19 protein-coding genes are annotated in these 23,081 nt (G+C 42.4%); 5 read left to right on the forward strand and 14 right to left on the reverse strand.

What is annotated here, in order from left to right; all coding sequences use genetic code 11:
- Positions 1–258: 258 nt before the first annotated feature.
- Both AB4027_RS10055 and AB4027_RS10060 read left to right on the forward strand, forming a co-directional pair.
- A complete protein-coding gene (locus AB4027_RS10055) occupies positions 259–1,791 on the forward strand; it encodes an AbgT family transporter (protein WP_368645234.1) in 1,533 nt (510 codons plus the stop codon).
- A gap of 90 nt (positions 1,792–1,881) precedes the next feature.
- Positions 1,882–2,160, forward strand: a complete 279-nt coding sequence (locus AB4027_RS10060) for a hypothetical protein (RefSeq protein WP_368645235.1) — start codon at positions 1,882–1,884, stop codon at positions 2,158–2,160.
- A 594-nt stretch (positions 2,161–2,754) separates the two neighbouring features.
- Here the strand turns inward: AB4027_RS10060 and AB4027_RS10065 are convergent.
- Positions 2,755–4,092, reverse strand: a complete 1,338-nt coding sequence (locus AB4027_RS10065) for an aminopeptidase C (protein WP_368646428.1) — start codon at positions 4,090–4,092, stop codon at positions 2,755–2,757.
- A gap of 197 nt (positions 4,093–4,289) precedes the next feature.
- Here AB4027_RS10065 and alr point away from each other — a divergent pair, with 197 nt between their 5' ends.
- Positions 4,290–5,459 carry an alanine racemase gene (gene alr, locus AB4027_RS10070; RefSeq protein ID WP_368645236.1) on the forward strand — a complete coding sequence of 390 codons (1,170 nt, stop codon included), beginning with the start codon at positions 4,290–4,292 and terminating at the stop codon, positions 5,457–5,459.
- A gap of 268 nt (positions 5,460–5,727) precedes the next feature.
- Here the strand turns inward: alr and AB4027_RS10075 are convergent, their stop codons facing one another.
- The 9 genes from AB4027_RS10075 to AB4027_RS10115 all read right to left on the reverse strand — a co-directional run bounded on the left by AB4027_RS10075 (position 5,728) and on the right by AB4027_RS10115 (position 14,419).
- Entirely contained in the window at positions 5,728–5,895 is a 168-nt protein-coding gene (locus AB4027_RS10075; RefSeq protein ID WP_177165510.1) for a hypothetical protein, read from the reverse strand.
- A 32-nt stretch (positions 5,896–5,927) separates the two neighbouring features.
- Positions 5,928–6,125, reverse strand: a complete 198-nt coding sequence (locus AB4027_RS10080; RefSeq protein WP_368645237.1) for a hypothetical protein — start codon at positions 6,123–6,125, stop codon at positions 5,928–5,930.
- A gap of 493 nt (positions 6,126–6,618) precedes the next feature.
- Positions 6,619–8,007 carry a group II intron reverse transcriptase/maturase gene (gene ltrA / locus AB4027_RS10085; protein ID WP_368645238.1) on the reverse strand — a complete coding sequence of 463 codons (1,389 nt, stop codon included), beginning with the start codon at positions 8,005–8,007 and terminating at the stop codon, positions 6,619–6,621.
- Positions 8,008–8,449: 442 nt separating this feature from the next.
- On the reverse strand, positions 8,450–9,385 hold the full coding sequence (locus tag AB4027_RS10090) for a 3D domain-containing protein (protein WP_368645239.1): 936 nt from the start codon (positions 9,383–9,385) through the stop codon (positions 8,450–8,452).
- A gap of 271 nt (positions 9,386–9,656) precedes the next feature.
- A complete protein-coding gene (gene fetB, locus AB4027_RS10095; protein WP_091488648.1) occupies positions 9,657–10,421 on the reverse strand; it encodes an iron export ABC transporter permease subunit FetB in 765 nt (254 codons plus the stop codon).
- Entirely contained in the window at positions 10,421–11,071 is a 651-nt protein-coding gene (locus AB4027_RS10100; protein WP_091488646.1) for an ATP-binding cassette domain-containing protein, read from the reverse strand. The genes fetB and AB4027_RS10100 overlap by 1 nt, the downstream gene beginning before the upstream one ends.
- Before the next feature lie 71 nt (positions 11,072–11,142).
- Positions 11,143–12,045, reverse strand: a complete 903-nt coding sequence (locus tag AB4027_RS10105) for a YitT family protein (RefSeq protein ID WP_177165509.1) — start codon at positions 12,043–12,045, stop codon at positions 11,143–11,145.
- Positions 12,035–13,663, reverse strand: a complete 1,629-nt coding sequence (locus tag AB4027_RS10110; protein ID WP_368645240.1) for an amidohydrolase — start codon at positions 13,661–13,663, stop codon at positions 12,035–12,037. The genes AB4027_RS10105 and AB4027_RS10110 overlap by 11 nt, the downstream gene beginning before the upstream one ends.
- Positions 13,664–13,792: 129 nt before the next feature.
- Positions 13,793–14,419, reverse strand: coding sequence for a glycosyltransferase family 32 protein (locus tag AB4027_RS10115; protein ID WP_368645241.1), 627 nt, complete (start codon positions 14,417–14,419; stop codon positions 13,793–13,795).
- A 164-nt stretch (positions 14,420–14,583) separates the two neighbouring features.
- On the opposite strand from AB4027_RS10115, the gene AB4027_RS10120 reads away from it, so the two are divergent.
- Positions 14,584–15,954, forward strand: a complete 1,371-nt coding sequence (locus AB4027_RS10120) for a rhodanese-like domain-containing protein (RefSeq protein ID WP_368645242.1) — start codon at positions 14,584–14,586, stop codon at positions 15,952–15,954.
- Positions 15,955–16,556: 602 nt separating this feature from the next.
- On the opposite strand, the gene AB4027_RS10125 is transcribed toward AB4027_RS10120, so the two are convergent.
- Positions 16,557–17,912, reverse strand: coding sequence for an MATE family efflux transporter (locus AB4027_RS10125; protein WP_368645243.1), 1,356 nt, complete (start codon positions 17,910–17,912; stop codon positions 16,557–16,559).
- A 174-nt stretch (positions 17,913–18,086) separates the two neighbouring features.
- On the opposite strand from AB4027_RS10125, the gene AB4027_RS10130 reads away from it, so the two are divergent.
- A complete protein-coding gene (locus AB4027_RS10130) occupies positions 18,087–18,767 on the forward strand; it encodes a CAP domain-containing protein (protein ID WP_368645244.1) in 681 nt (226 codons plus the stop codon).
- Between the two features lie 102 nt (positions 18,768–18,869).
- Here the strand turns inward: AB4027_RS10130 and AB4027_RS10135 are convergent, their stop codons facing one another.
- The 3 genes from AB4027_RS10135 to AB4027_RS10145 all read right to left on the reverse strand — a co-directional run bounded on the left by AB4027_RS10135 (position 18,870) and on the right by AB4027_RS10145 (position 22,912).
- Positions 18,870–20,372, reverse strand: coding sequence for a pyruvate kinase (locus AB4027_RS10135; RefSeq protein WP_368645245.1), 1,503 nt, complete (start codon positions 20,370–20,372; stop codon positions 18,870–18,872).
- 144 nt (positions 20,373–20,516) lie between these two features.
- Positions 20,517–21,995, reverse strand: coding sequence for a phosphate:AMP phosphotransferase (locus AB4027_RS10140; RefSeq protein WP_368645246.1), 1,479 nt, complete (start codon positions 21,993–21,995; stop codon positions 20,517–20,519).
- Positions 21,996–22,132: 137 nt separating this feature from the next.
- The gene (locus AB4027_RS10145; RefSeq protein WP_368645247.1) at positions 22,133–22,912 is read right to left on the reverse strand and encodes a carbon-nitrogen family hydrolase; all 780 of its coding nucleotides are present in this window, start codon (positions 22,910–22,912) and stop codon (positions 22,133–22,135) included.
- Positions 22,913–23,081 lie beyond the last annotated feature (169 nt).

Here is a 23,081-nt window from a genome sequence, read left to right on the forward strand (position 1 = left end):
TTTTACTGATTAAATATCAGTGGTTCTCATATAAACCTCTATCGTTCTTATTTTTAAAATGATTTATCAAAAAAATTCGATTTTTAAAAGAATAATTAGTTATATTATGTTGAAATTATGGTGTGTTTTGTATTAGAATAGAGTCTGTGGTACAATGAGAAATGGAGCTAAATTTTAATCTTACTTATGATTCCCTCATTTATATCATTTGTAAGATTAGAATTTGATTCTATTTAAAAATTTTAAGGAGGAAATTATATGAGTGATTCTGAAAAGAACACGAATAAAGGATTTCTTGGTTTTATCGAACGTGTAGGTAATGCATTACCGCATCCAGTTATTATATTTATTATATTAGCTCTCGCTATTATCGTGATATCCGAATTAGCCGCTCGATTTGGAGCGCCAGTAGAATATTTTAACGCAAGCGAAGGTGATTTCGTAAGCGTCGAGGCAGTGTCACTGATGACAGGTGACGGTCTGGCTCATATCTTTAACAGCGCAGTAGATAACTTTACAGGATTCGCACCTTTAGGTACAGTACTTGTAGCTATGCTTGGTGTAGGTGTTGCTGAATGGTCAGGTTTGATTTCAAGTGCGCTTAAAAAATTATTGAGAAATGTTCCAACAAGTCTCTTAACTGCATCCGTGGTATTTGCCGGTATTATTTCTAATATCGCATCCGATGCCGGATATGTTGTTGTTATTCCTTTAGGTGCTATTATCTTTGCAGGTGCCGGTCGTCATCCGATCGCCGGTCTGGCCGCAGCATTTGCCGGAGTTTCTGCCGGATTCTCCGCTAACCTTATCTTCGGTCCTACTGATGCCTTACTGGTTGGTATCACTAACGAAGCATTGACTTCAGGTGGTATCGAATACGATGTCGCAGTTACTGCGAACTGGTACTTTATGATCGTTTCTACATTTGTATTGACTGTTGTAGGTGCGTTGGTCACCGAAAAAGTCGTTGAACCACGGCTCGGTGAATACGACGGAAACTACAAACCAAATGACGACCCAATTACAGATATCGAAAATAAAGGTATGCGTAATGCTCTGATCGCATTACTTGTTTTCCTTGGTATCATGGCCATATTGATGGTTCCGGAAAACGGTGCATTAAGAGCACTTAATGATGAAGGGGTTATGACACTCGACAACTTCTTGAGAAACGGTCTGCTCTTCATGATTTTACTGCTGTTTGCTGTTCCGGGTTACTTCTACGGAAAAACAACAGGTAAAATTCAAACCTCTCACGACTTGGTCAAAGGAATGTCAGAATCCATGGCTTCCATGGGTGGCTATTTAGTTTTAGCTTTCTTCGCCGCTCAATTTATCAACTACTTCTCTTACACTAATTTAGGTTTGATCCTAGCCGTAAGCGGAGCAGAATTCCTGGAGGCAATTGGATTTGTCGGTCTTCCACTGATCCTGGCCTTTATCATAGTAACAGCGTTCATTAACTTGTTCATTGGATCAGCTTCAGCAAAATGGGCTATCATGGCACCAGTATTTGCGCCAATGTTATATGAAGTTAACATTGCTCCAGAAATGACATTGATGGCTTACCGTATTGCTGACTCATCAACAAATATCATTTCTCCATTAATGAGTTACTTCGCAATGATCCTTGTGTTTGCTAAACGATACGATGAAAAGAGCGGATTAGGTACGATCATTTCAACAATGCTTTCATACAGTATTGCCTTCCTGATCACCTGGACTCTATTATTGATCATATGGTTTGTCTTAGGCTTACCATTAGGTCCTGGCGCACAAATTACTCTATAATATAAATATGATCAAAGACATGTTCTCTTAACTGGAACATGTCTTTTTTCGAAAGTTATCATCCTTTCATATAATACGAGGAGGATCGATATGTCCCCAAAAACGATGCGTCGAACACTTCAGTCCATCGGCTTCATTACTGGTTTGATATTTGGCTATTTCAGGCCCTCACACATGCAGGACCTATTGCCGGTTTTGGCCATAGGGGTGGGGATCAGTTACTTTATTTACTCCTCGATGCAATCAGAGGATGATTCTGATGAAGAGGTTGTATGGTTCCCTTTTGTCCAGATGATGATGTACTTTCTCATCGGCGGTGTATTAAGCTCTTCCATCCTTTTAGCACTAGAGATGAGACAATTGCAATAGATATAATGAAAAAAGACTGGGCCCGTGCCCAGTCTTTTCTATACTATTGATTTTTGTTTATGATTTCTGCGATATTTTTAAGACTACAGTGCTGAATGTGCTGAATCGACGTACTCATGCTTTATTCTCGATGGGTACGTCCTTTGTCCGGCTCATTCAGCGTACTCATGCTTTATTCTCGCCGGGTACGCCCATTGCGTAGCTCATTCGGCGTACTCACGTATTATTCTCGCCGGGTACGTTCTTTGTCCGGCTCATTCAGCGTACTCACCTTTTATTCTCACCGGGTACGTCCTTTGTCCGGCTCATTCAGCGTACTCACCTTTTATTCTCGCCGGGTACGTCCTTTGCGCAGCTCATTCAGCGTACTCACGCTTTATTCTCGCTGGGTACGTCCTTTGCGTAGCTCATTCGGCGTACTCAAGCTTTATTCTCGCCGGGTACGTCCTTTGCGTAGCTCATTCAGCGTACTCAATTTGTCTCCTTGCTGGGTGCGCCTAATGAGATCAAGAATAGCTGTACGCACCGCATCGTTAGTCCAGGTGACTAATGATGATAGACGTCTCCCTTCAGCAAGTTAGAATGCCTGAAGGTTTATTTGACCATGGCCAGAGCACCCATAGGATCCCACGGTTCCAGTTCAACAACTGGTTCGTCTAGAGCTTTCAGCCATTTTTCATCAATGTATTTACGTTTAACGGCCACTTGATAGTTATATTCGTTAAACCATTTATCAGTCATCGAATAGACACCTTTATCTCCGCTCTTGTCGCCCCAGCTGTTTTCGACTTTCCACTTGATCGGGTTGCCTTCATCATCGAGGTCAACTCCAACAAAAACCATCGCATGGGTCAGTAAACTTTCACCATAATCGAGGCGCTGGCCTTTAGTCAGTTCAACAGACTCTCCCAAGGTTGCTTCGTAATCATACGCTTTATCATCCATGATCCCTGCTTCACGGTCAAGCATTTTTCCGACATCGCAGCCAAACCATACCGGTTCACCATCTTTGATCGACTGGACCGCTGCTTTTTTCAATGCATCAATAGGTGCATTAACATATCTGATCGGTTGTGCTTCTTTGATCGTTCCCAGATATTTAACAGTATATGCTTTACCAAACGGCTTATCATCAGTGGGCGCATTGATCAAACTAATGCGTTCCTCCAAATCCCATGCAACATATTTTTCAAAGAACTCACGTGGAGTTATCTCATGAATACGGTGGAATTCTTCGTCCTTATCGCGATATTCATACGTAAATGATTCCGGAACCTCACCCAATGTCTTCACTAACAAGGCATAGACAAAATAGAGGTAGTCCTCTTTCAGTTCAACAAGCTCATCCTTTGTTTTTCCACTCTTATGATTTTCTCGAATCTTCGCGGCAAAGTCTCTCAGTTTGGCAGTCAGAAGCTGGTTGAGTTCTCGTGTATTAGAAGAATGATAGGTTTCCGGCATGGCTGATTTGGGAACAGCCCCGTATTTTTCAAGGATCCCAGAAAACATATCCCACTGTCCACCATCTTGAACGGGGTCCTGCAGCAGGTGCTGAACCAGACGTGAGTTGAGGGGTTCATCCACCGTTTCAATTATACTGTCGAGGAAATAATTTGATTTTTCCAACTTATCCCAGAAAAGGGTATAATTCTGCGAAAATTCAAATGTCTTCACATTCAGTTTCTCCATTGTATCTACGCGAGCAGTATTTAATGCGGCAAACATCCAGCAGCGCCCACTGGACTTCTGATTCGTGATGTCGCCTTTTTCTGTTTCATGAGAGAACACGAAATTATGTCGTCTGGTCATGTTATTATCGACAGAGGATTTGTTTATTCCTACTTTGGCGATCGCATTCTGTACCACTTTATTGGTAGCATTTCCGTTATATCTATCTTTGTAATTTGCTAATGATTCTTTGGTAATTTTCATCATATTTACATCTCCCTTTAATCACTATCTCTATTTTATACAAAAACAGGAATGATGACAAGCTGTCATTTTTTTCTCGTTCCCATTCCATCCCTAACTATTTATTCGTGTTTAAAGTCTATGAAATCCCACATCGCTGCTTCATTAATTCCCCTTTTTCATGTTAAAATAAAGTGTAACTGAAAGGAGTACTGATTATGCATTATGGTAGTTATCGCTATACTCGTGCAACGATCGACTTAGATAAACTGACTGATAATTATATTCGTATGAAGGAATTATTATCCCCTAAAACCAAATTCATGGGTGTGATCAAAGCAGATGCCTATGGCCATGGCGCTGTAGAGATCGGCAGGCATCTCGAAAGTCAGAACATCGATTTTCTAGCTGTAGCTGTCTTGGATGAAGCCATGGAATTGAGGGAAGCAGGAGTGAAAAGTCCCATTCTTCTGTTGAGTCCAATTGAACCGGATACGATTCCAACAGCAATCAAGAATGACATTTCCATTACAGTTTTCTCTGATGAAATTGCCGGTAAGGTTAAACATTCCGCCGAAAGTCTTCAGAAAAAGGCAAAGATCCATTTAAAGGTCGATTCGGGTATGGCCAGGATCGGTGTACGTTCACGTGAAGAAGCAGCAAGATTAAGTCGAACCATGACTTCCGAATGGGTAGAGTTCGAAGGTATTTTCACTCACTTTGCCGAAGCCGAAAATACCGAAGATCCAACTTATACAAAACACCAATTTGATTTTTTTATGGATATCGTTAATGACCTCAAAGACCAGGGGATATACTTTGACCTGACCCACTGCAGTAATACTGCAGCAACTCTTTTATACCCTGAATATCACCTGGATATGATCCGTACAGGAATTTCTTTGTTCGGATATCACCCGGACAAGTCTCTTGAAGATAAAATAGATCTGCAGCCGGTAATGAGATTATCTACTCATGCGGCTTATGTAAAAAAGGTCGAAGAAGGAACAACGATCGGATACGGAAGAACTTTTACAGCAGCGGAAGAAAAAACTATAGCAACGATCTTACTGGGATATGCCGATGGGATCCCTAGAGAATTATCCAACCGCTGGTATCTGACTACAGATGATCATAAAGCGCCTATCGTGGGACGAATATGTATGGATCAGCTGATGGTCGACGTAAGTGATATCCCGGGTTTCAATGAAGATACTGAGCTTGTGTTTATAGGCGATCCAAAAAAAGGTCATCCCAGTATATATAAAATGGCAGACCTGACTGACAGTTTTCATTATGAGATTCTCTGCGGTATTGGTAAAAGGGTCCCTCGTGTATATTATAAAAATGAATCCATTGAAGCAAAACATAATTCACTTTTGGACTAGTAAAAAAGGCACACGCCTTCAATAAGGTGTGTGCCTTTTTAATATACATATTCTGAGATTGAACGTTTGTTATTCGTCTGTACTTTCTCACTATTCTAACCCAACAAACGGACGAGAGAATCTGAGGGCTCTTTCACATCAGCTAACTCTTCATTGATCGCTGTCTCCGCTTGTAACTATGACTATGCCGTTAGTCATCATCAGAGCAAGCAGGTTGATCCGCTTTTTTCATTAGAGTTTTAGTAATTTATAATGTTTGACCAGAATATCATTCAGCGTCGTCTTCCATTTCATCACCCAAGTCATCATTCATTAAATCGTCTTCTGTTTCTTCTACATCAGGCAAATCATTTTCCATATCATCTGTTTCTCCACACCCGACTAAAAGCAAACCACCAGTCAGGGTAAGGGCAATAAGTTTTGTCAGTTTTTTCATAATACTCATTCCTTTTTAGGTGAATCAGCCTGTTATTCCGTTTCTTCGTCTAACTCTTCATCAATTTCGTTCCCCGTATCCTCTACCCCTTCTTCTACATCGTTAAGTCCTTCATCTATATTTTCTTCTGTTTCTTCTACATCAGGCAGCTCTTCGTCAACTTCTCCACAACCGACCATGAGCATACCACCGGTCATTATCAGAGCAAGTAACTTTGTCAGTTTCTTCAATATATATTCTCCTTTCAATAATTCTGCAGTTATCTGTTTTATCCGTATATGTCGTCTACGGTGTCAGTATCCAGTTCGTCAACGTATCGTTAACCATGCCACTTCGAATTATGGGACGGCCGGTTCTGCTATGCTAGAAAACTCTTCGTTCATAGCATCTCTCCTTTTGTGTATTATCTATAAATAACCTATCAGAATAAGGTTATTTTTAAAAGTGATAGCACGTCGACTCATTTTACTGTTATCACTTTTATATGACATATCAAACACTGACGAACGAATGAACGTACTAATGTTTCCAAGATCCTATCTACTTATACCCTATCATTAATAGCATTTTTTTAAAAAGATAACGCTTTAACAATTTGGTTACTCGTTTGTATTTAGTATTATTAATATTACAAAGGATCGATTTTCATCGAGTAGGAGATAAATGATTAATTCATTTATCGTCCTCTCACACCACCGTACGTACGGTTCCGTATACGGCGGTTCAATATCTTAAGTAAGCAGACTCTGCCAGGTCTCGTAGTGAAACTACGTTCCACCGGTAGAGTCTTTTCGTTGTAAGCACCCAATGAACTTCAGGTGTTTTTGACAGTCTCCAGTATTTCTTTCTGGAATAGCCTATGCGTTTGGCACTATCTATATCTAGACCTAAGCGCATTAATCTGCTAATCTTAGTACGTGGATTTTTCCATCTCTTTAAAATTAGCTGCCTGATTCGGTGATGGAGCCATTGCTCCACTTTAGTTACGAAGGTTTTGATGAAGCCTGTGCCAAAATAATTTATCCAGCCTCTTGTTCGGCTGTTTATCTCTTTGACAATCTCATCAAACTTCCCTGCTCGCTTACGTTTGGTCAAGCGTTTCAAGGTGCGAATGAATTTCGCTTTGGCTTCGTTCGAAGGTCTGTAGCGACAGACCCCATTCACTGTGGTTATCAGACAACCCAAGAACTTTAAACGCGTTGGTGAACCCACTTTACTTTTCTCTTGGTTGACAGTTAGTTTCAGGTCTTTTTCAATGAAGCGAGTGATGCTTTGGAGCACACGTTCACCGGCTCGTTTTGACTTCACAAAGATGACGAAGTCATCAGCGAACCGAACGAAACGATGTCCTCTCTGCTTCATTTCTTTATCCAGTTCATGTAAGTATACGTTACTGAGTAGGGGCGAAATCACGCCACCTTGTGGTGCGCCTGTGTTACTTTCTACGAATTCGCCAGACAGATCTATGACACCGCTCTGTAAGAACTTACGGATAATTTTCAGAATCATTTTGTCCTGTATATACTGTTCGAGATAGTACATCAGCTTATCATGATTGAGTGTGTCAAAGCACTGTTTCAGGTCACAATCGACGGCCACTTTGTAGCCTTGCTGATAATAGTCGACACACTCTTTCAGAGCTGTATGATTGCTTTTCCCTTTACGGAACCCATGACTGTGTGGGAGGAAATGTTTATCAATGATAGGTTCTATCACTTGCCTGATGGCTTGCTGGACCACTCGGTCCCGTACCACTGGAATGCCCAGTTTTCGGATACCCCCATTCGCTTTGGGAATTTCCACCCGTCTGACCGGTTGTGGTTTATAGGTGCCGTCTAACAGTTTCTTTTTTAAATACGGACTCATTTCCATGATATGTGATTCTATCTCATTAACTGTCATACCATCTACTCCAGCAGCTCCTTTATTGCGTTTAACAATTTTAGCCGCTTCAAATAGATTCTTCTCACTTACAACGAGCCTCATGAGAGACTCACCATACTTGTCTTTACATTCACCTAGGCGATTACTCCGCACATCTACATACTCTTTCGCTTCCAGCTTATCCCTTTGTAGTTTGCCAACCCGTGGGTCGTTTTCTGCGTTTGTCATAATGCCTAACCTCCAATCTTCAAAGTATTGATATTGTTCGGTCCTTCGGTACATTTTCCCTACTATGACCTCGGCTGACTTCTCGCCATTCGTTGTTACTACTAAGCGCTGACGAGACCTCCCCGGGTAAGAACGACAACCTTCTGCTCACGTCACTGCTTCATTTACTCAATAGAATTCGGGCAGTATCGGACTTCACTTTGTGATGCAAGCTCATCCGTTCTATTAAGCCTTGGTATGAAGTTTCTGTTCGTCAGTGCAAGCATTTGCGTCCGACTTCCTTCAGATTCCGCCTCACGGCGGACACCCTTGTCTTTCGCTAACAGTTCCTACTGCCAAGTCTGTAGTGGACTTTCACCACCAAGTTGTCGCCCATGCCGGGCGCACATCAAAAAAAAAGTACAGAGTATAGTTACTCTGTACTTTTTTACTGACTTTTCTATTAGTCTAATATTTTGATGTCGATTTGACGACGTCCAAATGACCATGCCGCATCTAAATCTTCCATGTGGACATCGATTCGATTACCTTTAATGGCACCACCAGTATCTCCGGCAATGTATTCACCATATCCAGGTACGAATACTTTAGAACCCAGTGGAATGACATTCGGATCTACAGCAATAACGCGAGAATTCTCTCTTAAATCAATACCCATAAAGGTAAAGTTACTTAAGCTTGCCTGATTTCTAGAATACGCTGTGGCTTCAACTGATATCCAACGGCCAGATTCTTCCTGTGATGCTGTATTGTTAGAAGAAGTTGACGCTGCTTGTTCTGTTGCCGCTTTTTCGGCTGCTGCTTTTTCAGCTGCCGCTTTTTCGGCTGCCGCTTTTTCAGCCGCCGCTTTTTCAGCCGCCGCTTTTTCGGCTGCTGCTTTTTCGGCTGCTGCTTTTTCGGCCGCTGCTTTTTCAGCCGCTGCCTGGTTATCTTTCACTTCTTTTTTCTCTTCTTTAGCTTCTTCTACTTCTTTAGGTGTTTCTGTTTCTTTCACTTCATCTTCAGATACATCGTAACTGACGACCTCTTCTTCATTTTCTACAGAAATGACGGATAGATCATTACTTAAATAAATAGTCGTCCCTACCTGAATCAGGCTGCGGTTATCAATATCATTCACTGTTGCCAGTTTTTCAACCGAGATATCAGTGGCTTGAGAAACGCCCCATAGTGTATCTCCCCATTGGAAAGTATATTCCAGTGTTTTGTCTTCATCATAATCTGCTTTAGCTTCATTGATATCTTCTTCGATTTCCAGAACCGTACGCGGTGCCCAGTTTGAATTGGCACTTGCTTCTGTATCATTTGTCAGCAGCATCAATCCAGCTGCGGATAATGTCAAGCCTGCTTTAAGCCATGTAATTTTTTGAATAGTCATTAATTTATTCCCCTTTTCATATAGTTCGATCGGTAAGGTTAATTAGACAGTGTTCGTTCATCTGGTTTTCCTGAACAACTGACTGTATCTTACCATGCTATATTTAAAAGAAAAGGGGTTTAGGACCTTTGTCACTTCCTTTTAGTTAGTTTGTATTATTCATGAACTAATATCTCAAAACTATTTCAGTATCGAGATATTTTGTAACAGTGTAATATAAAAAGACCACCCTGATCAACTATGGACAGAGTGGTCTTGCTCGTATGATTTTTTATATCATCAGCTGGTTCCGGTCATTATAGTATTCTCTGTAGGCTAGATAGCTTGCAATGAAGCTTGCAATACTTGTAACGGCAATAAGCATGAACATAACAACGATCTGGTATCTAATAGCATCTGTAGGATCAACACCCGCAAAGATCAAGCCAGACATCATTCCCGGCAGACTCACTAGACCTACCGTTTTCGTCCGGTCGATCGACGGACTCATGCCTGTCTTCACACTTTCTCTTATGATGCTCATGGATGCCTGTTTCTCATTAGCACCTAAAGCAAGTTTTTCCAGGACTTGTTGTCTCTGATCAGTAAACTTGCTGTTCAATGCTCGGTAAGTCAATCCGATGGCGACCATGGCATTACTGGCGATCATCCCTGTGATCGGTACGATCTGTGACGGGACCCATATAATGGCTCCTGAAACAAGCATGACGCCCAACGTGATTGCAGTCCCCACTCCGATCGCTGTGAGTGAGATAAATAAGGAATTCGATATTCCTTCGCTGCGCTTGTGGGCATTGAAACCCGCATTAAAGACGATGAACAGGACCATTGCGAGCGTAATAAAGAAGTTGTCGACTTGAATGATATACTTCAGGACATAACCGATGGCGAACAGCTGCACGACCGCTCTGACACCGGCGATGAAAATATCGTTACCTAGATCCAGTTTTTCTTTATAATCTACAAATATGGCAATAAACAGCAACCCTGTAGATAACAGTAACGAAAAATTTCCGATTTCTAAGTTTGCACCCATTATTGTTCAGCCACCTTTCCATCTAGGATTCGTATGATCCGATCAGCCTTATTAATTTCTCTCTCATCATGGGTGACTGAAAGAATCGTCATGTTATCTTCTTCATTCAATTCGTCTAGTATACTGTAGATAATATCTTTATTTTCAGCATCCAGTGAACTCGTCACTTCATCCAGCAAGATGACTTCAGGTTTATACAGCAGATTTCTTACAAGGGCGACACGCTGTTTTTCTCCCCCTGAAAGATCCTTCACTTCTTTGTCCAGGTATGAGCGGTTCAATTTCAATCTTTCCAGCATGGTCACGCTTTTTGTTTCATTGAATTCTTCGTCGCGGATCTCATAAGGAAATGCTAAATTATCTCTGACCGTCTGATCGAACAAGGTCGCATTCTGAAAGAAATAGGACACTTCTTTACGGTAATCGATCGGATCGATTTCAGAGACGTCTTTACCTTTATAAACGATGTTTCCTTTTGTGGGCGTCAGAATACTGGCTATGATTTTCAGCAGGGTGCTCTTGCCTCCCCCCGAAGGACCAGTGATCGTCACACGCTCTCCTTTGACAATGGAAAAATCCACGCCACTTAATATTTTTTCATGGCCAACGTTAAAACTTATGTTATTGACCTCTATGATATTATCTGTCATGTCATTACTCCTCTTTTTTTACACTTTACAATAATTATAAACTAAACAAATCAAATTACAACCATTCTTGTTTAATCATTCCACTCTTCTTCAGCCTCGGTTATCCGTTGTGCCTGTACTTCCTCTGATAAGTAAGAAAACCCTTCTCCCGTTACTTCCTGAACATGAGAGATCGTCATGAATGCATTGGGATCGATCGCCTCAACGATCCGTTTGATCCGAAGGACTTCTCTACGGCTGATTATGATGTACAGAATCTCTTTCTTTTCTTTGGTATAATACCCTTTGCCGTCTAAAATCGTGATGCCCCGGCCCAGCTGCTGCTCGATCGCTTCGGCTATCTCCACATACTTAGCAGAAATGATGAAGAAGGATTTCCTGGGATTCAGACCCTCAAGTATAAAGTCTATCACTTTACTCTGGATGTATAAATTGATCAGGGTCAAGAAGGCATTTTCCGCACCGATAATAAAAGCACTCGGAACAACGATAAAGACGTCGATCAAAAGTAAGGCTGTTGGGACATTGATGCCCGCGTATTTGTGAAGGAGCTTGGCGATGATATCACTGCCAGCTGTCGTTCCGTGTCCCAGCATGATCAGTCCGATCCCTGCTCCCATGAATACGCCAGAACCTATAGGCGCCAGCAGAGTGGTTTCAGGAATGAAGGCCCACTGTGTGACGACCAATAAAAGGACAGAGATGATACCGTTGGCTATCAGCGTATAATATAAGGTTTTTTTATCCAGGAACTTATAACCGATGGCAAGAATAAATATATTTATAATGAAGATGGTATAAGAAGGCGGAAGCCCAAAAAGATAAAACAGGATCAGAGAAAAACCCGTCAATCCGCCTTCAGCCAAACCATTCGGCACGGTAAACACATTCACACTTATGGCATAAAGAAGTGAACCGATGACGATGAGTATAATGTTTTTCACACGAGCTTGAGTTATCACATTATTTTTCATTTGCTTCACCGGTCTTGTAGACACATTTCCCGTCAACAAAGGTCGCCAGAACATTAGTCGTCTTTATATCGTCCAGATCACAAGTGAAAATATCTTTGTCCAGAACGATAAAATCAGCCAGATATCCCTCTCTGATCCGCCCTTTTTCAGTTTCTTCAAATGATGCATAGGCACTTTCATAGGTATAGGCATCGATCGCTGCACAGATATCCATAGCTTCTTCAGGAAGATAAGGGTCCTTTCCGGTACTTTCTAGACGGTTTCGTGTTACTGCACATTGAATGTTATAAAAAGGATCAAAAGAAACAACAGGTGCATCACTACTGAATGACTGATGGATCCCTTTGTCATGCATCGTCTTAAACAAATAAGAGGTTTCTGCCCGCTCATTTCCCACGCACTCTCTTATGATCGGGATGTCGTCATCAAGAAAGATCGGCTGGACGTAAGTAAGATAATCCTTTTCTGCCACCCGGTCGATAAGGTCGTGTCCGGTGATCTGCATATGATTGATGCCGAGTCGGAGCGTATTCGGCTGACCATTCAGGGTGTTGTCATAAGCGTTCAGAATCATTTCGATACCGCGGTCTCCTATGCCGTGAATGATCACCTGATAGCCATTCTCTACTGCAAGTGTCACTTCTTCTGTCAGCTTTTCCTGAGTCTTGGTCACTATCCCAAAAGCAGCCGGGTCATCCGTATAAGGCTTTCTCAAGGCCGCAGTCCGCGCTCCCAGTGTCCCGTCGATAAAGAATTTGACCGGACCGATTTTATTCCAGGCTGAGCCTTGTTGGAATGTATAGTCACTATTGAAGAAGTCGGATAAATACTTGCCGTTATTGAACCAGACCTGCTGATAAAAACGGATCGACAACCGGTCTTCATCTTCCAGTTCTTTATACAGTGAGAGGGTTTCTTCGATCGTTTCATCTTTAGCATCATTCGTGTGCATCGATGTCAGTCCTTTTTTATTGGCCAGTGCCATCGTATCCACGAGCAATTCTTTTTTCTCTTCACGGGATTTCTTCGGCAATTTTGCCTTAACGAGATCAACAGCTCCTTCTGTCAAGATCCCCGTCAGCTGACCGGCATCATCTTTCTTTATTTCTCCGCCTGTAGAAGGACGGGTCTCAACTGTTATATTAAAATGATCTAAAGCTGCGGTATTCAGGCTCATAACGTGTCTGTCCACCCGCACCAATACGATAGGGACCTCCGTTGAAGCCTGATCAAGATCCGAACGGTCCGGCATCCTTTTTTCATCTGTAAAGGTCGTATGGTTCCATCCTTCAGTATATAAAACATCATCTGCCGTCAATTTATTCTTCTTTATGTAGTCCCGACATCTTTTTATGAGTTCGTTCATTGAGGTCACATCTGTGATTGGCAGCAAACTTAGATACTCTGCAGTCATTAAAAAATGCAGATGCGAATCATTAAGCCCCGGCAAGACTGTTTTTCCTTTTAAGTCTGTCACTGATTCCCGTGCTGCTTCTGTAAGGCCCTGCAGGCAGGCATCGTTCGTTCCAACTTTGATTATTCGATTACCTTCTACGATCATCGCTTCTGCAAAGGAATCGCGTTCAAGGTATATTTTTCCATTTATAAATACTTTCATCCAATCACCCTTTCATGTACTCACACTCTTTCACATTATAACGTTAAACCTGTCTGTATGCACCGTATCCTATGAAAAAAAGCCAGAACTGTAATGTTCTGACTTGCTTCTAAACGGTAATGACAAAGTCTATAACCAGCTGCCCGTGAACTGGTGGATCCCATGTGTATTTTCTGTCGCATCCACTTCCCGGGTCCAGTAATCTTTCGGAGAAAAATATTCACGCGGAAAAATCGTGCAGCCTTCTATCTCCTGACGTGTATTATTTGGTTTGAGGCCTCTTTCGATCATTATTTCAGTGATCCTTATGACGTTTGTCTTATCATCTCTTGAACCGTCGGGCAAAATGAATTCTCTGCCTTCATAGTCATTGTACAGTTCTTCGATAAAGGGATGATGCGGTTCTGCGCCAATGATTCCAGTGGATATTTCAGTTTCGATTTCAAAGCTGAAAAAAGCCGGGAATTTTCGGAACTTGTCGATCGGCTTGATAAGTTCCATATCAGTATCGCAGTACACGCCACCGTATTCATTCAATGCATATAGTCGGGCCACATCCGATACAAAAGCCCAGTCTTCTCTTTCATAGGCTTGTTCCACATAGGTCCCATGTTCTTTGGGATCGAAATTTGACTCGTCCCAGCGCATGATCTCCCAGTCAGGACAGTATTTTTTCCAGCTTTCCAGACACTTTTCTTCTAATGGTCCGAGTTCGTTGCCTCCGAACCAGGCATAATGGATAATTTTAGGTATCATAACCATCTCTCCTTCTAAGTACTACTCCCAGTTTAACAAATTATAATCATAAAAATCGATCATAAAGACTTGAACACTGCTCAAGCATTATGATAAAAGGATAACATTTATCATGTTAAACTATAGTCAATAAGAATCTTTTATTCATTCAAGGAGCTGATTACATGTATTTTAAATCTTTTTTTGATAAACAACTCGCACAAATGGCTTATCTTGTCGGCTGTCAGCAGACTGGCGAAGCCATCATCATAGACCCTCTTCGGGATATCGAAGACTATATCGAGACTGCCGAAGCAGAAGGATTAAGAATCACAAAAACAGCGGAAACTCATATCCATGCCGACTTCGCGTCTGGACTGCGAGATGTCAGCCGTAAACTGGACGCCGTTCCCTACGTTTCTGACATGGGTGGTGAGGATTGGAAATACCAGAACATGCCTGACAATACTGTATTCCTGGCAGAAGGTGATACCATTGAAATCGGCAACATCATCCTCGATGTGATGCATACCCCAGGGCATACACCAGAAAGCCTATCCTTCTTACTGACAGACAAAGGCGGCGGTTCTTCCATCCCGATGGGTATCTTCTCGGGCGATTTCCTTTTCGTCGGTGATGTCGGCCGTCCAGATCTGCTTGAAACAGCTGCTAAACTGGAAGGTACGACTGAATCTGGAGCTGAAGAAATGTATGGATCTGTGCAGAAAGCCAAAGAATTGCCGGACCATCTTCAAATCTGGCCAGGACATGGTGCAGGAAGTGCCTGCGGAAAGTCACTGGGCGCAGTGCCGATGAGTACCCTCGGTTATGAAAAAGAAAATAACTGGGCATTCCAGTATACTGATGAAAAAGAATTCAAAAAAGAACTCGTAGAAGATCAGCCGGAACCGCCGCATTACTTTGCCCAAATGAAAAAAATCAACAAGATCGATATCCCTCTGGCTGCGGATACACGGACCTATCCCGTTTCGACAAACGAGCTGACTGAGTTGACGATCGATCTTCGTCCAAAAGAGGTTTATCAGTCCGGACATAAGCACGGAACACTTAATATTCCTATGAACGAGAGTTTTCTCAGTTACGCCGGGTGGTTCCTTGATTACGACAAAAATCTGACCTTCATTGGCAGCAAAAATGATGCCGACGAAGCAGCTAAACAGTTGCAGCTCATCGGCTACGATAAAGTAAAAGGTTACATCAGTCCGGATAGTTTAGACCTGGATACCGTTTCTCTGACTATCGAATCAGAACAATTTATGACGATGTATGAGCAGAAAAATCAGGATCTGAATATCTTAGACGTACGAAGTAAGTCTGAGTGGGAAGAGAACCATCTGGAAGGAGCCAGTCGGGTCCTGTTCGGGGATCTGCTGACCGATGATCTTCCTTTTGACAAAAATGAACCAGTCTTTGTTCACTGCCAGTCGGGGGTCCGTTCCGGTATAGCCCTGGGAGCACTCGAAAAACGGGGCTATACTCATATCGTGAATATCAAAGGCGGTTTCGGCCAACTGGAAGAACTGATGGATGAGTGATCCTGATTTCATAGATTCTTGTATCTAAATGCGTAATAAAATTTCATACTCTGATTATTTAAAGGTAGCGGTCGATGCGTCGACCGCTTTCCTTATCAGATGTAGGTTAGACGATTAGGATCAGTTAACACTCTCTTAAGTGCTGAATGTAGCGAAGTTCGGTAAGTATACTCTCCTTATTTCTTCCTAATTGTCGAATCTAGGTGATGTTCGGTCGATAGAAATCGATAAAGGAAACCTACTTACCGAAGAAGCGCTTATTCGGTAAGTAGCACGTCAAATCGCTTATCAAAGTGTCGAATAGAGGGTTAATTCGGTATGTAGCTTATCGGCTTCGTCAGCTACTTACCGAACATAGTCAACTTCGACAGGTTAGATTCCTAAATGATATCCTACTTGTCGAACACGCTTATAATAAAAATCACAGTCGAAATCCCAGTTAAAAACAGAAAAGTCCTGAACAAAAAATCATAAAGATTTTTATCCAGGACTTTTTTAAACACAACTAAGCAGAAATATTTTGTAGATCGAGCAAATTATTTCTGCTTTATATTTCCATTTAGATTTAAGATACACCTTTGTCCCAGGCTCTCTTCTGTTGTTTATTTCAATGGTTCGATTTTCTTCTTGTATATAAAACGCATAGCCATGACTGCAAAGACAACAGTCACACTTTCAGAGATCAGCTTGGACCACCAGACCATATTGACATCTCCAGTCAGGGATAAAGCGCAGGCAACCGGCACGAGCACGAGCAGTTGCCGGATGACTTGGATCCATAAACTGATCACGGCATTGCCGATAGCCTGAAAAACAGTCCCTAGCATGATGCTTATGCCTGCAAAGAAGAAACTCAGGCTGATGGTTCTCAATGCTGGGACCCCGATCCTCAGCATTTCATCCGAAGCACTGAACAGGTTCAAAAACTGGACTGGGAAGATTTGAAACAGGAGGGTCCCTGTCAACATGATCAATCCGCCGTACATGAGAGACAGTTTGATCGCGTTGACCATCCGCTCTTTATTTCTGGCTCCGAAGTTATAAGACACGATAGGGATCATGCCGTTATTCAGACCGAATACTGGCATGAATGCAAAGCCCTGAAGTTTTATATAGACCCCATATACCGCTATAGCTGTGGGTGTGAACTGCAGCAGGATATTATTGAAAATCAGCGTCACTAATGACGTGATAGAGGTCATGACCATCGACGGGATACCTACCGAATAAATACGCTTGATCACTTTCAGATCCGGCTTATTTCCGAAAATATGCATATCCAGGTCATCGTTGACTTTACTGTTTATGACAAAGGCTAATGTAGCAGATGTCATCTGTGCGATGACCGTGGCAATAGCAGCACCATATACTCCCAGCGCCGGGACACCGAACCATCCGAAGATAAGGATCGGGTCAAGGATGATGTTCAAGATAGCCCCGGTCCCCTGAGTGATCATCGTATAGTACGTCCGGCCGGTCGCCTGCAGAATACGTTCATAAGTGAACTGCATCAATTTACCTATCGACAGGGTCGTAATAAGTACCGTATACTCCATTCCGTATCGAATAATTTCACTGTTATCCGTCTGCATCTCAAAAAATGGTCGAACAAAGAACAAGCCAAAGACAAGGAATATCCCATAATGGAAGAGCGTCAGGAATACGCCATTATTGGCCGCAGCACTCGCCAGTTTTCTGTCGTCTTCTCCTAATCGCTTGGATAACTCTGCATTCATTCCGACACCGGTCCCGATACCGATAGCAACCATGAGCATCTGAATCGGAAAAACGAGTGACAGAGCTGCCAAGGCATCTTCGCTGATTTGAGCGACGAACATGCTGTCGACCACATTGTAAAGGGACTGGATGAACATCGAAATCATCATTGGTACCGAAAGAGTTAAAATGAGTCTATTCATCGGCATCGTGCCGAGCTTTTTTGAATTCATATTTTTCATGTCACTATCTCCTAGAAATATGTATCGTCTAATCGTAACTTCTTTTAGTATACAAAAGCAGCATCCCGAATTGAAGTGAATGGCCCTAATTGAAATAGAATGAAAAATAATCTGTTTAACTTTTTCCTTGAATCACTTTCTGGTAAACTGATTCAATAACAGAAAGGCATGAGAATGATGAAACTTCTAAGAAAAATAATCACATTACTATTAGTCCTCACTATAGGCTTCTGGCTCGGGGCAAGCGGCCTGCTGAACGGTACGCGTGCCGGCAGCTGGATGAATACAGCCGTGGATTATTTCCCTACGCGAATGGAGCTGCAGCAGTTAAGGTCTTCATTTGACACTTTCCCTCTTATTCAAGATACCTCTTTTACACAAGATCAGGAAGGTCAGAAATCAAAAAACAATACGATACTGGAATCAAATACCCATGCAGACGTCGACTATGATGTTGTTGAAGAGACAATACTGACATTGGTGAATGAATTAAGGGAAGAACAAAATCTCAACACACTAGCCTCCAACGACATGCTGAAAGCCGCTGCTATCATCCGTGCTGTGGAAACGGAAGAAAGCTTCTCCCATACCCGGCCCAGTGGCTCAGGTCCTTTTACCGTCTTTGAAGAAGAAGGGATATCCTATCCGTATAAGGTCGTGGGCGAAAACCTGGGGATGGCGACCTATTACATGAATGAAGAAGACATGGCTGAACTGCTGTTCAATGGCTGGGTCGAAAGTGAAGGTCACTACGAAAACATGATCAAACCGGAATATGAAGAAATCGGTGTAGGCGTTCATTACGATGGTGAATTCCTCTATGCCACTCAGATTTTTGGTACGCCTTTATACTGAACAGCCATACAGCCAGATCAGTGGCTGTCCTTAGTTTACATTTTTAAAGCAGAAGCGAGTTGATGATCAGCCCGCTTCTGCTTTTTTTGTTTTGAAGATCTTCTATTTATCTTCAGCAATACTTAGCGCTCTCAAAAGTGATGTCTTTTTGTATTGATGTTCCTGCATCTTTTCCAGTATCTCACTTAAAAAGGCCACACCCTCCGGAAGATGATCGCCTTTGTTGAGCATGACACATTCTGCCCGTCCACTCTCTGCTGCATCTGTCACTTCGGCTCTTGTCGGGACACCACTTGAAACCATATTATCCAGTACTTCCGTCCCCCATACAACTGGGATATCAGCCGCTTCAGAGATCCACATGATTTCCTGCTGAAGTTCGGCTAATCGGCTGTATCCAGTTTCCACGGCCAAGTCTCCTCTAGCGATCATGACGCTGAATGGATTCCTGCTGGCAGCCGTCATGATAATGGCAGGCAGATTTTCCACAGCCTGAACCGTTTCTATCTTTGCCATCAAAGGGATTTCAGCTGCACGCTGTTTATTTGTCTGATGGATAAGTTCTTTCTGGACTTTTTTGATGTCGTCCGCATCTTTAACAAAAGACAAGCCAAGGATATCGGCATGTTCAACAGCAAATCCCAAATCATCCTTGTCCTTAGCTGTCAGCATTTCAAGATCGAACTGACTTTTCGGGAAGTTCAGACCTTTTTCGGCTTTCACACGGACGCTTTTTCCGGTACGGGTCCGTTTCACTTTAAGGACCGCTCCATTTTCCGTTACTTCATCCACTACCGATTCAATCGTTCCATCATCGTATAAGACCGGGTCCCCTTTTTTAAGGGTTTCAAATATTTCCGGGATACTGCATCCGGCAGTTACTTTTGATTCAAAATCTAGAGGTAATGTCTGATTATCCTTCGTCAGATACCATCTGTCCCCAGGACTGACTTTGGGCTTTTTCAGAGTCGTAAAGACCCAGTCTGTTCTTATTTTAGGCCCCGCAATATCCATCAGTATTTTCACTTCAGTCTGTTCGTCTTTTGCTGCTTTTCTAACTTTGTCGACCATTTTTTTCCAAGTCTCGGTATTATCATGGGCACAGTTGATCCGGGCGACATTCATACCGCAAGCGATCAGTTCTCTGAGAAACTTGCTGTCTGTTGATGCCTCTGACGGCAAAGTGACCATGATACGCGTATGCCGGTTCTGAGGCTGCTTCCCGAACTGTTCAATCGCATTTTTACTCAACTGTTCCTGACCAGTAATATATGATGATTGGGATGGGTAAGACCATCGACTGTCTTTTCCAGCTATCGCCGATAAACTGGCCAGGACAGCATCGATGTTATTAAGTGTACGGGACTCTAGTCTGCCCAAAGAAGACAAGCCCCACGGTGTGAGTTCACTTTGAATGTCTCGTACATCACGTCTTCGGAGCGCAAGATAATAGGCCAGATTCTGTGCACTTAATTCGAAGGCATCACGGCTGATTTCATTCTCCCATTTTTTGAATGCTTTTGTCCCTTCTTCATAGATGCTATCTCTCAAGTCTGCGACCTTGTTTAACAAGTTATTCACATGTTCTGTGGATTCCTGATCCATATTCTACCCTCTCCTGACTTTTATCAACACGGGCATGATATTCTCTTCAGTTATATTATACCGGAATCTAGCTGTTTCTCACGTCATAGCTTTTCAGATAACATACAGAAAAAGCCCCTACCATAAGAAATGATCGTTCTTTAGTTATGCATCCCACTGTTCTATCTTCCTTTTGGCCTGTTCGATGAATGTTTTGAGCACTTTGATTCTGGCATATTTTTTCTGCTGTCCTTCGACGATGACCCAGGGCGCATGATCCGTATCAGTCCGAACCAGCATCTCATTCATGGCTTCGATGTGCTCATTCCATTTTTCACGATTGCGCCAGTCTTCATCAGTGAGCTTATAAACTTTGTCCGGTTCAGTCTCTCGGTCTTTGAACCGATCCAGTTGTTCATTCTTATCGATATAGATAAAGAATTTCAATATAAGCGTACCGGCATTATAAAGATGTTTTTCCATCTGATTGATTTCTTTATACGCACGATTCCATTCTTCCATGTCAGCCAGACCTTCCACACGCTCGACCATCACACGGCCATACCAGCTCCGGTCAAAAATCTTCATGTCGCCTTCTTTTGGAAAATCCTTGTAGAACCGCCATAAGTAATGGTGTTCCCGTTCGAGCTGCGATGGCGCCGACGTCGTCACGACTTCATAACCCCGAGGGTCCATTTCCCTTGTCAGACGTTCGATGGCCCCGCCTTTACCCGCTGCGTCTACACCCTCAAAGACCAGTATGGTCGGTATACCTTTTGTGTACAACTCAAAAGCTAGTTCTTGAGCTTCCATCTGCAGTTCGTCTTTTAATTCATCGTATTCATCATCATCCAGCTTCAAATTCAAATTCAATTTGTTCAGCGGCTTTTCCATAGGCTCATAATCTCTCATCTGTCTGCGAAGGCCCCCATTTTTCATCCCCATGATCCGGTCGATACCTTCATGGATCAGATCGATCGACATTCCGAGCACTTTATCTGAGGCCTCTTTTTTATCTTCAGAAGAGACGACATGCCACTTACTGAAGGTGAAGTCTGACTTTTCCAATATTTTATCAAAATGTTCAAGATAGTCATGATAGTGATCATACTGATCCTCATCACGTTCGCTGATCATAAATGAACGGTATTCGTCACCTTTCAGCTCATCGATCCGCTTTTGCAGTGTGTCTTCTTTCTGGTGCAGGAAAAACTTGATAATGATCGCATTGTCATCCAACAGCTGTTTTTCTATCGAACTGATATCCTCTATATTCTGCTCCAGTTCTTCCTGTTCAATCGACAAATCGTTGAACAGCTTAAAATAAAAGCTCCGATCATAAATAGCGATGTCTCCATAGCGCGGCGTTTTATTCCAGAAGCGGCATAAAAAAGGCCGCGTCCGTTCTTCTTCCGTTGGTGTTTCAAAGACGCTTACCTTGAAATGCTTGGGATTCAATTCCTTCACTAAATCTTTTATGACATATCCTTTACCGGAGGATTCCCAACCATCTATTATGATAAGTACGGGAATATCAAGATTACCTATTAAACGCTGCGCCCGAGAAAGCCGTTCCCCCAGTTCCTTTGTCTTGAACTGACTATACGGGTTCTCAAAGTCATTAAAGTCATACTCTGTTATCATGCTGTTGCCTCCTTAAAATAATCAGCCATCCTGCTAAACAGTTGCTTTACTTTAGAAAAGACAGCACACTGAAGCACTCTTTATGCCAGTGCATATCCCTTTCGTTCTGCAATCAGAAAAACCGGGACATGTTTGCTTTAGTACAATTCCCTGCGCCGGTCGTTGTAAACAGCGATCTCCCGACGGATATCCGGGATACTAGTAAGGTCCAGATCAGCCCATAACACCATTTCTTCTTCTCGTGCTGCAGCCAGACTCTCGCCGGATGGTCCGAAAATACTTGAATGACCACAAAAATTCAATTTATCCGTTGTACCAACACTATTTACCCCCACAACAAAAAATTGATTTTCAATGGCCCGCGCGCATAGCAAGGTTTCCCAGGCGCGCATACGGGGGTGCGGCCAAGCAGCTGGAACAAATAAGACTTGGATCCCCTCCAGAGCCATTTTACGGATCCATTCTGGAAAACGCAGATCGTAACAGATTGCGATTCCCGCTTTTACACCATCAATATCAAAAATGCCCATCTGATTTCCAGCTTTAAAAATCTGATGCTCCTGTGTTGGCGAAAAGAGATGCACTTTATTATAGACATGCACCACTTCCCCCTTACGATTGAAAACATAACTTGTGTTGTAAAATTTCCCGTCAGACTGAACTGCCACCGAACCTCCGACGATATTGATCATATATTTCTTTGACAGATCACTTAACAGACGTTTTGTCTCTTCACCTTTAACATCTGCACATCCTTCCAGATCCTTCGGGAAGAAAGAGACATTCCACATTTCTGGAAGTACGATCACATCTGGTTTTTTTCTCTCGACCGCTGTCCGGATAAGTTCAGATATTTTTCTGAAATTCTTCGCTGGTTCCTTAAAAGCTAAATCAGGCTGCACAACTGCTACTCTCATTCTATCTCTCCTCTGATTTATTTTCTTCATTTTACCAGTAACAATGATCATTGGCTAAACTTAACAGTTTATAATGTAATGAAATTCTGGATCATTCAGAAAAATATCAAACCATGAAAGCTCAGCATCACTTCATATATGAAGTACATATAATATGGCACAAAAAAAG

Source organism: Alkalibacterium putridalgicola (genome assembly GCF_040959045.1).
In the GTDB taxonomy this organism is placed as follows: Bacteria; Bacillota; Bacilli; order Lactobacillales; family Carnobacteriaceae_A; genus Alkalibacterium; species Alkalibacterium putridalgicola.